Raw genomic sequence first — 15,768 nt, forward strand, 5'->3', positions numbered from 1 at the left:
TGGTGAATTTATGTCAACAATTAAACGTCTTTATGAAAAATTTCAACCTTCCCATTATGATGTCTTTATTGATATCAATCGGGAAAAGAAAACTATCACTGGGAACACTACCATTACAGGAAATGCAAGTGACCGTCAAATTAGTGTTAACCAAAAATTCCTCACGATCTCAGCTGTTCAAATTGCCGGTGAAGATGTCCCCTTCACTGTGAATAACGATAATGAAACGGTAAATATTACCGTACCGGAAACCGGAGAAGTTACCCTAACAATTAATTACTCCGCCCCATTAACAGACACAATGATGGGTATTTATCCTTCATACTACAAGGTTGACGGTGAAAAGAAACAAATTATTGGAACTCAATTTGAAACTACCTTTGCTCGTCAAGCATTCCCTTGTGTTGATGAGCCTGAAGCTAAGGCTACTTTTAGTTTAGCAATTAAATTCGATGAACATCCGGGAGAAACAATTATCGCTAACATGCCAGAAGATCACGTTTCAGCTGGAGTACACTACTTCCAACAAACTGTTCGGATGTCCACCTACCTAGTTGCCTTTGCTTTTGGTGAACTTCAATCCAAGAAGACAACTACTGAGAGCGGTGTTGAGGTCGGTGTCTTTGCTACCAAGGCTCACCAACCAAAAGAACTGGACTTTGCCCTTGGAATTGCAAAGCAGGCAATTGAATTCTATGAAAAGTTCTACCAAACACCATACCCGCTGCCTCACTCATGGCAACTAGCGCTTCCTGACTTTTCCGCGGGAGCAATGGAAAACTGGGGCTTGGTAACATACCGGGAAGCATACCTCCTTCTCGATCCAGACAACACTTCATTAGATATGAAGCGCCTTGTTGCTACCGTTATTACTCACGAACTTGCTCACCAATGGTTTGGTGATCTGGTCACAATGAAGTGGTGGGATGATCTGTGGCTTAACGAAAGCTTTGCTAACATGATGGAGTACGTTGCAGTTGACGCAATTCATCCTGAATGGAAGATTTGGGAACTATTCCAAACTTCTGAAGCACCAATGGCTTTGCAACGTGACGCTACTGATGGTGTTCAACCAGTCCACGTTCAAGTTAACAATCCTGCTGAAATTGATGCCTTATTTGACGGTGCAATTGTCTATGCCAAGGGTGCGCGGATGCTCGTAATGGTTCGGGCATTAATTGGCGATGATGCTTTACGTGAAGGGTTGAAGAACTACTTTGAAGCTCATAAGTACCATAATGCAACTGGAGCGGATCTCTGGGATGCTCTTGGTAAAGCTGCCAACCTTGATATTGGTGCCATCATGAAGTCATGGCTTGAACAACCTGGTTACCCAGTTGTTGAGGCAAAAGTGGTTGATGGGCAGCTTCAATTGAGTCAGCAACAATTCTTTATTGGTGACGGTCATGATACTGGTCGCTTATGGCAAATTCCATTAAACGCTAACTACAAGGAAGCACCGCAAATTATGAAGGAAAAGGCCATTAGTCTTGGCAATTACCAGGAATTACGGCAGCAAAACGGCAAACCATTCAGACTCAATGTTGGTAATAATTCACACTTTATCGTTAAGTATGATCAAACCTTAATGAGCGATTTACTTGATCACCTTGATGAGTTAAATGCGATTGATCAGCGGCAACTTCTTCAAGATTTCCGTCTTCTCGCCGACGGTCAACAATTATCCTACGCGGCCATTATTCCGCTCCTGTCGCGGTTTGCTGATAGCCATTCAGAAATCGTCAATACCGCCCTCTATGCAATCGTGAATAAGCTAAAGCAATTCGTAACCCCTGACAGTGCCGAAGAAAAGGCACTCAAGAAGTTCGTTAACCAACTGAGCGCCAAACAAGTTAGTCGACTCGGTTGGGAACCGCGTGCTGGTGAATCAAATGACGATCAATTAACACGGCCAATCGTCTTGGGAGCTGCTCTCTATGCAGAAAATTCAGAAGCAGTTAAGGCTGCGCATGAAATCTTCACTAATAACCATCAGCATTTGGAAAAGCTCCCTGCCGACATTCGGCCACTAATATTACGCAATGAAGTTAAGCATTACGGAAGCAAGGATCTCTTCAATGGATTGCTTGAAGATTACCGGGAAACGACAGATGCTAGTTATAAGGGTGACTTAAACAGTGCGATCACTAGTACCCCGGATAATTCATTAATCACTGAACTAATTAGTGAATTTGAAAATGCGGATACGATTAAGCCACAGGATCTTCGTGGTTGGTACCGCAACGTTCTTGCAAATAATGCCGGTCAACAAGTTGCCTGGGATTGGATCCGTAATGATTGGGACTGGCTTGAAAAGACCGTTGGTGGTGATATGGAATTTGCAACCTACATCACTGTAACCGCAAACGTATTCCATACTCCAACCCGATTAACTGAATTCAAGCAGTTCTTTGAACCAAAGATTGATACTCCAGGATTAACGCGTGAAATCACCATGGATATTAGCGTAATCGAAAGTAAGGTTAAGCTGATTCAAGCTGAAAAGAATGCCGTAATTCAGGCACTTGAGTCGGTTAATCGTTAGTAAATAAGACCGTTTAAAAATGAAAAGCGATTCAGAACTTCTGAGTCGCTTTTTATTTTAAATATTATTAATCACGGGGTTCAAGGTAACCCTTAGCAGCCAGGAGTTCGGCAAGCTCAATTGCGCCACCAGCAGCTCCCCGGGCAGTGTTATGGGATAAACCAACAAACTTCCAATCAAAGATCTTGTCAGGACGAAGCCGACCGATCGAAATCCCCATGCCGTGTTCAAAGTTGACGTCATAACGGACTTGCGGACGGTCATCATCATTCAAGTATTGAATAAATTGACGTGGTGCACTTGGCAATTCTAACTCTTGTGGAACACCGCTGTATTCTTGTAATGCTTCTACCAATTCTTCCTTACTTGGATTTTGCTTAAAGTTAATAAAGGTAGCAACGGTATGCCCATAGAGTACGGGAACCCGTAAGCATTGACTCGTAATTACTGGAGATTGTGCTTTCACGATTTCTTTCTTTTCCGAATCAAGATGACCAAAGATCTTTAGTGGTTCATCTTCAGACTTAGCTTCTTCACCAGGAATATATGGGATAACGTTATTTTGAATTTCAGGAGCAGTCTCCAGAGTTTTTCCAGCACCGGAAATTGCTTGATAAGTACAAGCCAGTACCTGAGTTGGTTCAAACTTCTGCCAAGCAGCGATTGCAGGCGTATAGCTTTGAATTGAACAATTTGGCTTAACAGCAACAAATCCACGCTGGGTTCCTAACCGTTCTTGCTGAGCCTTAATGACTTCAATGTGGTCGGGATTAATTTCTGGAACAACCATCGGAACGTCGGGAGTCCAGCGGTGCGCACTGTTATTTGAAACCACTGGAATTTCGTGCTTAGCATACTCGTCTTCCAGCTTCCGGGTATCTGCCTTATCCAGGTTAATTGCTGAAAAAATAAAGTCAACTTGTGACGCAACCGCATCAACGTCTTCCGCATCAAGTACTGTCAAATCCTTAACTGCCTCTGGAATTGGCGTTTCCCCCATCTTCCAACGGCCATTGACAGCTTCACCATACGTTTTTCCAGCACTCCGCTTACTAGCAGCAACCGTTGTCACTTCGAACCAGGGATGGTTGGCAAGCAGGGTAACATAACGCTGACCAACCATTCCCGTTGCCCCGATAATACCCACTTTTAATTTTTCACTCATCATAAATTCCTTCTTACTTTAATTTAACTGTTCCATAAAGGATCCTAACCGGCTAATTACTGTTTCAATATCGTCGTCCGAAGCGGCATAGGAAAGACGAATGTATCCTTCACCACCAGGTCCAAATGCTTGACCAGGGATTACCCCAACCTTAGCTTCATGGGCTAACTGCCGAGCAAACTTGAAATCATCATTACCAAACGCTTCCGGAATCTTCGCAAAGATATAGAAAGCACCATCTGGCACCGCAATTTCAAAGCCCATCTTCTTCATTGCCCCTGCTAAGCGATCCCGACGCTTTTGATAATGCTGCTTAAATTCAACCGGATCAGCAGCACCATTAGTCAGGGCTTCAAGCGCTGCTGCCTGAGCGGTATCGTTCGGTGCAGTTACCATGAACGAATGCATCTTTGAAATTTGGTTAATTGCGTCTTGCGGAGCTGCCACATAGCCTAATCGCCAGCCCGTCATCGCATGGGATTTTGACAAGCCGCTAATGAGAATCGTCTGTTCAGGAAGGAGTGTTGCTAACGAGGTAAACGGTTGATCATAAATCAATTCACTATAAATCTCATCTACAACTGCTAGCAGGTGATGCTCCTTAATTACCTTTGCCAGCGAAACTAGTTCATCTCGGGAATAGCATCGCCCGGTAGGATTATTCGGGTAGTTAAGAATGATTGCTTTAACCTTGCTGCCCTCACGCTTTAGGATCTTTTCTAATCGTTCCGCAGTTAGCAAAAAGCCATCATTTGAAGTATCAACCTTGACTGGTATTGCTCCCGTAAGCGAAATACTCGGAAAGTAAAGGGAGAAGATTGGTGTCGGAATAATCACCTCATCCCCAGGATTTAGCAGGGCAAAGGTTGTTGCCGTAATCGCTTCAGTTGCCCCAACAGTTACGATGATCTCCTTTTCTGGATCATAGTGAACTGACCGGGTCTTCATTAGATAATCACTGATTGCTTTACGCAACGGTAATGTTCCCCGACTTGCTGAATAGTGAGAATCATTGTCATTAATGCTATCAATTGCTGCTTGCTTAACGTGTTTCGGAACATCAAAGTCTGGTTCGCCTAGAGTTAACTTAACAATTCCCGGAATCGCGGAAATTTCATCATCAAATGCCCGAATCTGTGCAGGAGGTAATTCAGCAACCCGCTGATTGACAACCTGTTCTAAGTGTTGATCTAATTTTGGCATTTCAAATTCCTCCTACAAGATCTTTTCAAGGCCAACGACAAGGTGATCTAAGTCACCTACCTTTTCTAGGGCAACCTTAACCCCACTCATAAAGGATTGTCGGTCAAATGAGTCCTGGCGAATTGTCAATGCTTCACCTGCACCACCAAAAAGGACCTGTTCATGAGCAATGTAGCCAGGAAGGCGGACAGAATGAATCTTAATTCCGTGGTAGTCACCACCACGAACACCAGCCAAGGACTCGGTTTCATCAGGATTGCTCTCGTGTGGTTCACGAACCTGATCAATTAATTTTGCTGTACTCAAGGCAGTCCCAGATGGCGCATCCTTTTTATCTGCATGGTGCATTTCGATCACTTCCACATCTGGGAAGTACTTGGCTGCCTCTTGAGCAAACTTCATTAAAAGAACCGCTGACATCCCGAAGTTTGGCGCAATTAGGCCACCAAGGTGCTTACTTTCACTCAGTTCAATCAATTCTTGTTCTTGCTCATCAGTCAACCCGGTCGTCCCAACAACTGGCAATAAGCCATTATTCAACGCATACTTTACGTTCTCGTAAACGGCATTTGGAACTGTAAAGTCAAGCCAAATATCCGCTACCGTCGGATCAACATCCGTTAATGAATTAAATACCTTCACATTCCCACTTAAATGGTATTGCTCACGGTCAGCAGCATCCAGATGCGGTGCTAAAACAGCAGTAATTTCCATATTTGCCATTGAGTTAACCAGTTCAACAGCCTTTTGCCCCATTGCACCGGTTGCCCCTGCAATTAATACGTTTGCCATTAGCTATCTTCCCTTCATTTTATAAGTCTAACGGAAGTGTCTTGTTTTCTAAGGAGTCAGCTGGTAAGTCGAGTGCTTGTTCGAGCTGAGTCTGCTCTTCCTTATTAAGGGAAAGAATTGGCAGACGGCAGTCACCAGCATTAAAGCCTTGGGCATTCAGAATGGCCTTGACTGGAGATGGGGATGGGAACATGAAGCATGCTGCCATCCGTGGAGTTAACCACCGCTGAAGCTTTCCGGCAAGCTTGTAATCGCCACGGTAAAGGGCATCGAACATTTGCCGCATTTCCTTAACGTAAAGGTGTGAAGCGACTGAAACAACCCCATTAGCGCCTAATACTCGTGAAGTCAATGCCTGGGCATCTTCACCGGTAAAGACAAGGAAATCATCCGCCTTATGTTCAATGATGTATTCCATATCTTCTAGTGGTGCACACTGCTTAATTCCAGCGATATTTGGGTGTTGGGAAAGTTCAACGACAGTTTCTGGAGCCATCTTTGAGCCGGTCCGTCCTGGAATATTGTAGATAATAATTGGCAAGTTCACGTTGTCTGCTACCGTCTTAAAGTGGGCAAGCATCCCCCGTTGGTTTGGCTTGTTGTAAGGTGGTACTACTACTAAAGCGTAGTCAATCCCGTTAATTTGGCCAACTTCATTAGTGAGGGCAATTGTTTCTTGAGGATTATTACTTCCTGTACCAGCGATTACAGGAACCCGACCATCAACGATTTCCCCAAACCGGGTATATAAAGCAATCTTCTCATCATGGGTTAGTTCCGGAGTTTCACCAGTAGTTCCACCGATGACAAAGCCGTTACAACCACGGTCAATCAATGAGTTGGTTAACTTTTCTAATGCGTTAAAGTCGATCTCGTTATCACTATTAAAGGGCGTTACAATCGCTGTTAATAAATCTGCATTTGCTAATGTTGTCATATTCTCTTCCTCCAATTATTCTGTCATCCGATATTCCAAGAAACCTGTAATTGCGTCAACACCGCGCTGAATGGCTTCTTCCTTTGGCTTTAAGGTTGCCGAATGCAATTGCGAATCATCATCGACTCCCAACCAAAACATCGTTCCCGGAAACTTTGCCAAAAGGAAGCCAAAGTCTTCTCCGGTCATTGCTGGTTCAGTCTCAATAAAGTTTACACTGGGCGTTGATTTCATGTATGAGATAAAACGCTTGGTCAATTCAGAATTATTCTCAACTGGCCAATAACCACCCTGGTTTAATTCCAAATTAACCGTCATATTATAACTTCGGCCGATTCCTTCACAAATATCTTTTAACCGCTGATCAATCGTTTCAATCATCTTTTGGGTTAGTCCGCGAATTGTCCCTTCAATTCGGGTATGACCAGCAATCACATTCCGAATCGTTCCGCCATCAATTTTTCCTAAAGTAACTACCCCGCTTTGAATTGGGTCAATACTCCGTGAAATTACCGTTTGCACCTGGCTGATCAACATTGCCGCCGCGACAATTGTATCATTAGCGTCTTGCGGGTAGGCAGCGTGACCACCCTTTCCGGTCAAGTCAATATTCACTTCAGTTGTCCCTGCAAATAGGGTTCCCATTCGACAACCAATTGCCCCAGCAGGCAAATCTGGATTATCGTGTAAGCCATAAAATTCGTCAGGACACCAGCGACCATGAAATAGCCCTAGTTCATATGATTGCTTACCACCACTCTCGCTTTCTTCCGCTGGTTGGAAGAAAAAGAGTAGGTTGTCCTTGGGCTGGTGTTCACTAAAGTAGGAAAGGACGCCTAAAGCCACAGTCATGTGAATATCATGTCCACAGGCGTGCATCACTCCCGGGTGCTGAGAAGAATATGGCAAACCAGTCTGTTCTTCTACCGGCAAAGCGTCAATATCCGTGCGATAGCCAATTGTCCGTTGCGGATCAAAGCCGTGAACTAACACCATCATTGAAGTTGGCAACTCATCCGGATTACGAATTTCTAAGAATTCTTGATCCATCGCCTTTACCGTTTCTAAAAGGAACTGGTGAGTTTCAGTTTCCTGAAGTGCTAATTCCGGAATCTGATGAAGATGACGACGAATCTTAATTAAATCACTTTCGCTTAACATTTTGCGCTCCTATAACTTCCGCAAGTCGTCTTCTAAGCCGGTCTTACTTTCAGTCTTGGCATCAACCTTTTTGACAAACTTAGCTGGAACCCCGGCAACCATTGTATGCGGCTCAACGTCATGGGTAACGATTGCTCCGGCAGCGACAACAGCACCTTCACCAACATGAACTCCTTCAATAACCACGGCATTAGCGCCGATTAACACGTTATCGTCAATCCGCACCGGTTGAGCTGATGCTGGTTCAACAACTCCAGCAAGAACGGTTCCCGCACCGATATGACAATGCTTGCCAACAATTGCTCGGCCACCAAGGATTGCCCCCATATCAATCATCGTGTCATCACCAATTTCAGCACCAATATTAATTGTTGCTCCCATCATAATAACGGCATTGTTCCCAATTAGAACCTTGTCACGAATGGTTGCTCCTGGTTCAATCCGGGCATTAATTCCCTTCAAATCAAGCAAGGGAACTGCAGAATTACGACAATCATTTTCAATATGGTAATCAGCAATCAAATCAGCGTTTTCTTTTAATAATGGTTCAACCACTGACCAATCACCGAAAATTACACCGGTATGATCGTCAACAAATGATTGCACTTCTTCTGGAAAGTTAATTTCACTTAAGTTTCCCTTTAAATAAACCTTTACGGGTGTTTTCTTCGGAGCATTGCCAATGTAGTTAATAATCGCTTGCGCATCTAATTCAGCCATTGTTGTTACCTCTCTCTTCCTATTATTTACTAGTCATTATTGTTGATATTTACGATCTAAGTGAACCAAGTCAGCTAAAGACTCCCGCTCAATCACAAGCTGAGCCTTGCCATCTTCTGCAAAGACAACTGCTGGCCGGGGATTACGGTTATAATTTGAAGCCATTGAATAACCATAAGCACCAGTATCAAGCATGGCAAGAACGTCACCTGGCTGAGTTTCCGGTAATCCTTGATCCTGGGCTAAAATATCACCAGATTCACAGTACTTTCCGGCAAGACGGACATGTTCCTTGATTGGTGCTTGCGGATTGCTTGCCAAAACGGTTTCGTATTCAGCTTGATAGAGTGCTGGACGAATATTGTCACCCATCCCCCCGTCAACCGTGACGTATGGTTTCAGACCCGGCACATCCTTGCGGGAACCAACTGTATAGAGGTTATATCCTGCTGGTCCAACAATTGACCGTCCTGGTTCAATCCAAATTGCCGGCATTGAGAGTCCTTTTTCAGCAGTTTCCTTTTTAATTGCCTTGATAATCGCATCGACGAACTCCTCAGGCTTAAGGGGATGATCGGCAGCAACATAACGAATTCCAAAGCCACCACCAACATTAATTACTTGTGCTTCATAGCCAAATGCGTCTCGCCAATGAGCGGCAACTTCAACTAACTTCTTTGCCACGCCTTCAAAGCCTGCTAATTCAAAGATTTGTGAACCAATATGAGCATGAAGGCCACGCATCTTCATCCGCGAATTAGCAAGAACCTTTTGCAATGCTTCATCTGCTTGACCAGATTGAAGGTCGAAGCCGAACTTGCTATCAACTTGCCCGGTTTGGATGTATTTATTTGTATGAGCTGAGATTCCGGGGGTGATTCTTAGCATTACGTCAACGGTTGCATCGCGTTCCTCAAGCACCGTGGCTAATAATTCAATCTCATGGAAATTATCAATCATGATCGTCCCCACATGGTGGTCAATCGCCATTTCCAGCTCTTCACGCGACTTATTATTACCATGGAAACTTACCCGTTCCATCGGGAAGTCAGCCTTAGTTGCTGTATAAAGCTCCCCAGCCGAAACGACATCAACGTGAGCCCCTTCGACAGCAGCAACCTGATACATTGCAATTGCGGCAAAGGCCTTACTTGCATAACTGACCGCATAGTCGACCTGATTAGCATCAAATACTCGCCGAAAGCTCCGAATTTGCTGTCGGATTTGGGAAACGTCGTAAACAACCAGTGGCGTTCCGTATTCCTGAGCTAGTTCAATTGAATCACAACCACCAATCATCAGGTGTCCCGCGTCATTCAATTGGTCAGCAGTAATTTGTTGGTTCATACTCATTCCTCCATTACTCATTCGGGGAAAACAAAGTGATAAAAAAATCCACTGTCTGCGCGAAGACAAACAGTGGATGCATTTTATCCGTTTTGTCGATAGCGCAACGTGGGCTGATATTGTCCCACGACAGTCCGTAACTTATTCAGCCACGCCCCAGTGCCTTAACCGTGCCAGGTTAAGTACTTCGGCGACCGCCCTGTTCATCAATTCTCATTGCTTGGCAGGCTAAAATTGATTACTGGTGTTGGCCGCGCCTCTTCGATTTATAAATATAATAAAGTTATTAGATTAGAATGTCAACGAAATCATTAAATTTTCTCATATTTATTTAATTAAATTTCATTAGTAATTGTATATTCCTTTCATATTTAGTCAATCTTCAAGTTTGGCAATCATTAGCCGGCATTCTGTGATATTCTAGTAGGAATAAGTTTTTAAATTTGTTTAAAGAAGAGGAGAATTGATCGTGTTAGAACGGATCTTTCATTTAAGCGATGCTCATACCACCGTCAAGGGCGAATTAATTGCTGCCCTGACGACTTTCGTGAGTTTGTCATATATTCTATTTGTTAACCCAAACATCCTGCATGCTGCGGGAATTAATAAGGGTGCTGCTTTTACGGTTACCGCAGTTGCAACGGCAATTGGTTGTTTCTTAATGGGACTAATTGCCAACTACCCAATTGCTTTAGCACCGACATTGGGTAGTGCTGCTTTCTTTACTTATAATGTAGTTATCGGAATGCACATTAACTGGCAAACAGCTTTAGCCAGTGTTCTCGTGGCCTCATTTCTGTTTATTTTAATTACAATCTTAAAATTGCGGGAAAAAGTGGTTGATGCGATTCCACAAGACATCAAATACGCGATCTCTGCCGGAATTGGGTTATTCATTGCCTTTATTGGTTTGCAAAACGGGAAATTAATCGTGAATAACTCATCATCCCTAGTTGGCCTAGGCTCATTTGGTAACCCCGATGTCTGGTTAACCCTATTTGGTTTAATCCTAACCGTAATTTTAATGGCTGCCCGAGTACCAGGGTCAATCTTTATTGGAATGATCATTACGGCTATCTTCGGGATGTGCATCGGTCAAATCCCACTACCTCATGGTATCGTCTCAACAGCACCAAGTATGGCACCGACATTTGGTCACGCCATCTTCCACTTAAAGGACATTAATACACCACAACTATTCATGGTTGTCCTCACCTTCCTGTTAGTTACCTTCTTCGATACTGCCGGAACACTGATTGGGATGACTCAGCAAGCCGGAATGGTTGATAAGAATGGTAAGATTCCCCGGATCGGCAAGGCCTTTCTCTCTGACTCCCTTGCCATGGTTGAAGGGGCAATCTGTGGTACCGCGCCACTAGGAACTTCCGTTGAATCCAGTGCCGGAATTGCTATGGGTGGTCGAACCGGATTAACCGCAGTCTTTGTCGGCATTTTATTCTTGATCTCCATGATCTTTAGCCCCCTGCTAGCAGTAATCCCAACAACCGTCACCGCACCAGCATTAATCATTGTTGGTGTCTTAATGGCAAATAACTTGAAGTATATTAATTGGGATCGCTTTGAAGTGGCCTTTCCTGCCTTCCTTGTTGTGGTCGGAATGCCATTAACCTACTCCATTTCCGATGGCCTAGCCCTTGGAATGATCGCTTACCCAATCACCATGATTGCTTCCAAACACCACAAAGACGTCTCCCCAATGATGTACGCCCTCTTCGTTATCTTTATTCTGTTCTTTGGAATAACGAATATGAAGTAGAAGGAAGTGCGAGCCGTGACGGATTAGCAACTGAGCACTAGGAAATCTCGGACGATGATTGGCAACAATCAAGGACGAGATCACTAGGCGGAAGTTGCGGTCACGGTAAGCACGTTATGACTAGGTTGATTTCAGCCTAGTCTTTTTTGATCTCTTTATGGGGTTAACGTTCTAATGCAACTGTGTCGAAATATGCTTCGTCCGAGTTTCTTCTACTGCTACATAGTCAAGATCGGTTCGCCCTAACCTTCCTCGAGCTAACGACCTCCACTTCCGATGATAAATCATCGTTCAGTGGAGAAATCGTTAGCCACCGGAAGGTTTTAACGGGCTCACACTCTATTTTTCTCTTGCATATTTATCAATCAATGTTAAAATTCGATTAAAAAGTTTGCGTGGGGTTCTCATGCAAGAAGGAGAATTGAGAATGAAAGTAGTTAAATTTGGTGGTAGTTCATTAGCTGATGGGGCCAGTTATGAACACGCAATTAAGATTATTACGAGTGATCCTGAACGGCGAGTAGTGGTTACTTCAGCCCCTGGGAAAAGAAATGCGGATGATATTAAGGTAACCGATCTCTTAATTAAATATGCACATGCAATTATTAAGAATGACGATCAGGAAGCCATGGTCGTTCGCAAAACTATTCTAGATCGCTACCAAGCAATCGCGGATTATTTTGATCTTCCAAGCGGGCAAATGCAACCGCTAGTTGAGCGACTCGCTAATTTACCTAATGGGAATTACCCTAATAATAATTACCTGCTGGCCGCTTTTAAGGCTCATGGTGAACGACTAAATGCCGAGTTAATGTCATTGGTTCTTAACCGCCTCGGCCATCCTGCCCGGTTTGTCACTCCCGAAGAAGTGGGCTTAAAGGTCGCTGGGACGCCAAATAATGCTACTGTGATTCCAGAAACTTATGCACGATTAGCCAACTTTTCTTTTAGCAAGCATGACATTATCGTTTTCCCTGGTTTTTACGGAATTACGCTTGCTGGTCATATTGCAACCTTCTCGCGGGGTGGTTCTGATATTACCGGAGCGATTCTTGCACGGGGACTACATGCTGAAATGTATGAGAATTTCACCGACGTTGATGCAATCTACTCCGCTAACCCAAATGTAGTTAAAGATCCTCAACCAATTGCAAAGATGACCTATCGCGAAATGCGGGAACTTTCCTATGCTGGTTTCTCTGTATTCCATGATGAAGCGTTAATTCCAGCAATCCAAGGAAATGTTCCAATCAACGTTAAAAATACTAATAACCCTGAAAAACCGGGTACACTGATTGTTCCTGACCACTCTTTCCAACCAACTGATATTATTACGGGAGTCGTTAGCGGAAAGCACTTTGCGGCCTTATACTTACATAAATACTTACTGAATAAAGAATCCGGATTCACTTTACGCATTCTTGAAATTCTCGCTCGCCATGATGTTTCATACGAACACATGCCTTCAGGGATTGACGATATTACAATTATTTTTGATAAGAAGGAACTCGATGATGAGCTAGTTGATATTATTTGCAACGAAATTCAGGAAGAAATCAATCCTGATCGTTTAGAATGGATTGATAACTACGCAATTACAATGGTAGTTGGCGAAGGGATGCGTAATCGGACCGGTGTTATCAATGACATCTTGAATCCCCTTGCCGAAAAGCATATCGCTGTACCAATGATTAACATGGGGGCTTCCCGAATTGCGATTATGATTGGGACATATAACCAAGACGCAGATGCTGCAGTTCGTGCAATTTACCACCGCTTTTTTGTTAACTAGGAGGAAATTTATGACTGAATTATTAAAAGTTCATGGTTCTCAGAATTGTTTCTTTATTCTGGACCAAACCAAACTCCAACGAGAATTAACCGATGATGAGTTAGTTGCCCTTGCCCAGCAAATTACTAGCAAGGAGCATGGCCTCCTGGGTGGCGCTGACGGTGTTTTAGTGGTTAATCGGCCTGTCCGTGAAGGAGCCACCGCTCAAATGCGAGTAATTAACGCTGACGGCAGTGAAGCATCCATGTGCGGTAATGGACTGCGAACCGTTGCCCGTTATGTCGCTGAACGTGACAACCTAGAAGATTTTAAGGTTGATACAATGGATGCCAGTCTAAGAGTCAGGAAGCAACCCGACTTAGCTTCTGGTGTGCCTGCATTTGCCGTTGAGATTTCACCTGTTCGTTTTAATAAGGAAGCCTTACCCTATGATCACTTAGGTCATGATCGTTTGTTAAATACCCTTGTTCCAGAACTTCTCCCTGGCTACCGCTTTTCAGGCATTGCTGTCCCTAACCCACACTTGATCTCATTTGTCGATGAAAATGGCTTCAAGGAACTGGGACCGCTGGGTGAATGGCTTAATGGTGAAAATCCTTACTTCTCGGATGGGGTAAACGTTAACTTCGGTCATATTCTTGGGCCAAATAAGATTTTTGTAAAGACTTATGAACGTGGTGTGGGCTTTACAAATGCATGTGGTACGGGAATGTCTGCTACTTCCTTAGCATTTGCCCTCATTCATCCTGAATTAGCTAGTTTTGGTAAGCCGATTACCGTTTTCAACCCGGGAGGAATGGTCCGGACAATTCTTCATCATGAAAATCACCGTTACTGGATTGAGCTGATTGGTAATGCAACATTTACCCATCGTATTGCGGTTTCTGAAGAGTCCTTACATAGTGCAACAATTACGGATCAAAATTCTAAAGTAGTCCCTACTGGCGAACAAGAAAACTATCTTAAATTCATTAACAACTTGGATAAACCAGAATTTTAAATAATTATCCATTTAGGGCTTGCGATACTATCAAGTAGGCACTATAATAAAGATATTATAAAAAGTTCTGGGATCCAGTAATTTTACAGTTCTAGAAAAAGGAGACGTGATGTTTGGTCACGTCTCTTTTTTATTTTACAAACTGTTTACTCCCTATCCACAATAGAAAGTAATCTTAAAATGAAAGGAACTTAACTATGTGGATAGAAAAGCGTTCAGCTAAAAGTTTTAAATTTGTCGAACAATATAAGGATCCGCTTACAAACAAATTTCATCGAGTTAGTGTCACATTCTCACGTAATACCACCCATACCCGAAAAGAAGCCAATCGTGTTTTGACAAAGAAAATTCATTCTCGGTTACGCCACTATGGTATTGTAAGCATTAAATCAGACATAACATTAGGCGAGCTTACCATAGAATGGCTACAACAATTAAAAAGAAAAGTTAAGTTTAATACATTCCAGAACAATAAAAGTCGAACCAAAGGAATTATTTCATTTTTTGGAAACGATGCTCTAATTCAAAAAATTTCACCATCACTTCTTTCAAATTACATTGACTTTCTCATTCAAGTTAAAAATTATCATAATTCAACTATTAGGAAGTTTAAGGGAACATTGAATTCTTTATTCAAATACGCTATCAAGCACCAATACCTAGCACAAAATCCGCTAAACTATGTTGATATTGACTATCAAAGCCCTGAATATATAGAACGACCTGAAGAAAAATTTTTAGATGATTACGAGTTAGAAGAAGTTCTTAACTACATGTATAAACGCTCCCCACATTATGGACATTTTTGTGAATTCCTATATTTAACCGGTCTTCGCTATGGAGAAGCCGCTGCACTAATCCCTGCAAATATTCAAACGGACAGTTCGGGAAGACCATTTGCAATAATTAGCGGGAAAATTGTCAACGGGAAAAGGCAATCTTCCCCTAAAACAGCTAACAGCTGGCGGAATGTTTCCCTTACCGAAAGAGCATTAAGAATCTGTGAAGAAGAAAGTAAATACCGTTCAAAAAAAGTTAACTTTATTTTTTCATCAGAACGGGGAAATTACCTCGGAAATACTGTACTAAATCTTTGGTTAAGGCAGGCAAAAAAGGATTTAAATATCCATAAGCAGCTTACACTCCATACTTTCCGCCATACCCATATTTCTAAACTGGCAGAATTAGGCGTTCCACTATACCTTATTCAAGCTCGTGTTGGTCATAAAAATGCTGAAACTACTAATAATATCTATCTTCATGTGACACGAAAAGCTGAACACTTGTTAGACCAGAAATTAAAGTATCTTTAACTCCCCTTTTATCCCC

General features: G+C 43.0%; 12 protein-coding genes and 1 riboswitch. Of the genes, 5 read left to right on the forward strand and 7 right to left on the reverse strand.

From position 1 onward, the window contains the following. The first annotated feature begins 10 nt into the window (after window positions 1–10). Window positions 11–2,545, forward strand: a complete 2,535-nt coding sequence (locus N4627_RS05000; RefSeq protein WP_260963978.1) for a M1 family metallopeptidase — start codon at window positions 11–13, stop codon at window positions 2,543–2,545. A gap of 67 nt (window positions 2,546–2,612) precedes the next feature. On the opposite strand, the gene asd is transcribed toward N4627_RS05000, so the two are convergent. From asd to lysA, 7 genes are read right to left on the reverse strand one after another with little or no spacing between them, the layout of a single operon-like run. Continuing rightward, window positions 2,613–3,710 carry an aspartate-semialdehyde dehydrogenase gene (asd, locus tag N4627_RS05005; RefSeq protein WP_040531239.1) on the reverse strand — a complete coding sequence of 366 codons (1,098 nt, stop codon included), beginning with the start codon at window positions 3,708–3,710 and terminating at the stop codon, window positions 2,613–2,615. Between the two features lie 18 nt (window positions 3,711–3,728). Beyond that, a complete protein-coding gene (locus tag N4627_RS05010; RefSeq protein WP_260963979.1) occupies window positions 3,729–4,913 on the reverse strand; it encodes an aminotransferase class I/II-fold pyridoxal phosphate-dependent enzyme in 1,185 nt (394 codons plus the stop codon). A gap of 12 nt (window positions 4,914–4,925) precedes the next feature. After that, the gene (gene dapB / locus N4627_RS05015) at window positions 4,926–5,705 is read right to left on the reverse strand and encodes a 4-hydroxy-tetrahydrodipicolinate reductase (protein WP_003717156.1); all 780 of its coding nucleotides are present in this window, start codon (window positions 5,703–5,705) and stop codon (window positions 4,926–4,928) included. 19 nt (window positions 5,706–5,724) lie between these two features. Then, a complete protein-coding gene (dapA, locus tag N4627_RS05020) occupies window positions 5,725–6,642 on the reverse strand; it encodes a 4-hydroxy-tetrahydrodipicolinate synthase (protein WP_260963983.1) in 918 nt (305 codons plus the stop codon). 15 nt (window positions 6,643–6,657) lie between these two features. Further along, window positions 6,658–7,803 (reverse strand): N-acetyldiaminopimelate deacetylase, encoded by a 1,146-nt coding sequence (locus N4627_RS05025; protein WP_124031349.1) that lies wholly within the window; start codon window positions 7,801–7,803, stop codon window positions 6,658–6,660. A 9-nt stretch (window positions 7,804–7,812) separates the two neighbouring features. Further along, window positions 7,813–8,523: a 2,3,4,5-tetrahydropyridine-2,6-dicarboxylate N-acetyltransferase gene (gene dapD / locus N4627_RS05030; RefSeq protein WP_260963985.1), complete on the reverse strand. Its 711-nt coding sequence runs from the start codon at window positions 8,521–8,523 to the stop codon at window positions 7,813–7,815. Between the two features lie 36 nt (window positions 8,524–8,559). Then, complete coding sequence (gene lysA, locus N4627_RS05035) at window positions 8,560–9,870, reverse strand: diaminopimelate decarboxylase (RefSeq protein ID WP_260963987.1); 1,311 nt, start codon at window positions 9,868–9,870, stop codon at window positions 8,560–8,562. A gap of 90 nt (window positions 9,871–9,960) precedes the next feature. Further along, a riboswitch (Lysine riboswitch) is annotated at window positions 9,961–10,140 on the reverse strand. A 199-nt stretch (window positions 10,141–10,339) separates the two neighbouring features. Here lysA and N4627_RS05040 point away from each other — a divergent pair. The 4 genes from N4627_RS05040 to N4627_RS05055 all read left to right on the forward strand — a co-directional run bounded on the left by N4627_RS05040 (window position 10,340) and on the right by N4627_RS05055 (window position 15,752). Continuing rightward, window positions 10,340–11,647, forward strand: coding sequence for an NCS2 family permease (locus N4627_RS05040; protein ID WP_390893926.1), 1,308 nt, complete (start codon window positions 10,340–10,342; stop codon window positions 11,645–11,647). 427 nt (window positions 11,648–12,074) lie between these two features. Continuing rightward, the gene (locus tag N4627_RS05045) at window positions 12,075–13,439 is read left to right on the forward strand and encodes an aspartate kinase (RefSeq protein ID WP_040531245.1); all 1,365 of its coding nucleotides are present in this window, start codon (window positions 12,075–12,077) and stop codon (window positions 13,437–13,439) included. Between the two features lie 10 nt (window positions 13,440–13,449). Beyond that, entirely contained in the window at window positions 13,450–14,439 is a 990-nt protein-coding gene (gene dapF, locus N4627_RS05050) for a diaminopimelate epimerase (protein WP_098045060.1), read from the forward strand. 197 nt (window positions 14,440–14,636) lie between these two features. Further along, window positions 14,637–15,752, forward strand: a complete 1,116-nt coding sequence (locus N4627_RS05055; protein ID WP_260963993.1) for a tyrosine-type recombinase/integrase — start codon at window positions 14,637–14,639, stop codon at window positions 15,750–15,752. The last annotated feature ends 16 nt before the right edge of the window (window positions 15,753–15,768 follow it).

The sequence above is a fragment of the Limosilactobacillus vaginalis genome, assembly GCF_025311515.1.
In the GTDB taxonomy this organism is placed as follows: Bacteria; Bacillota; Bacilli; order Lactobacillales; family Lactobacillaceae; genus Limosilactobacillus; species Limosilactobacillus vaginalis.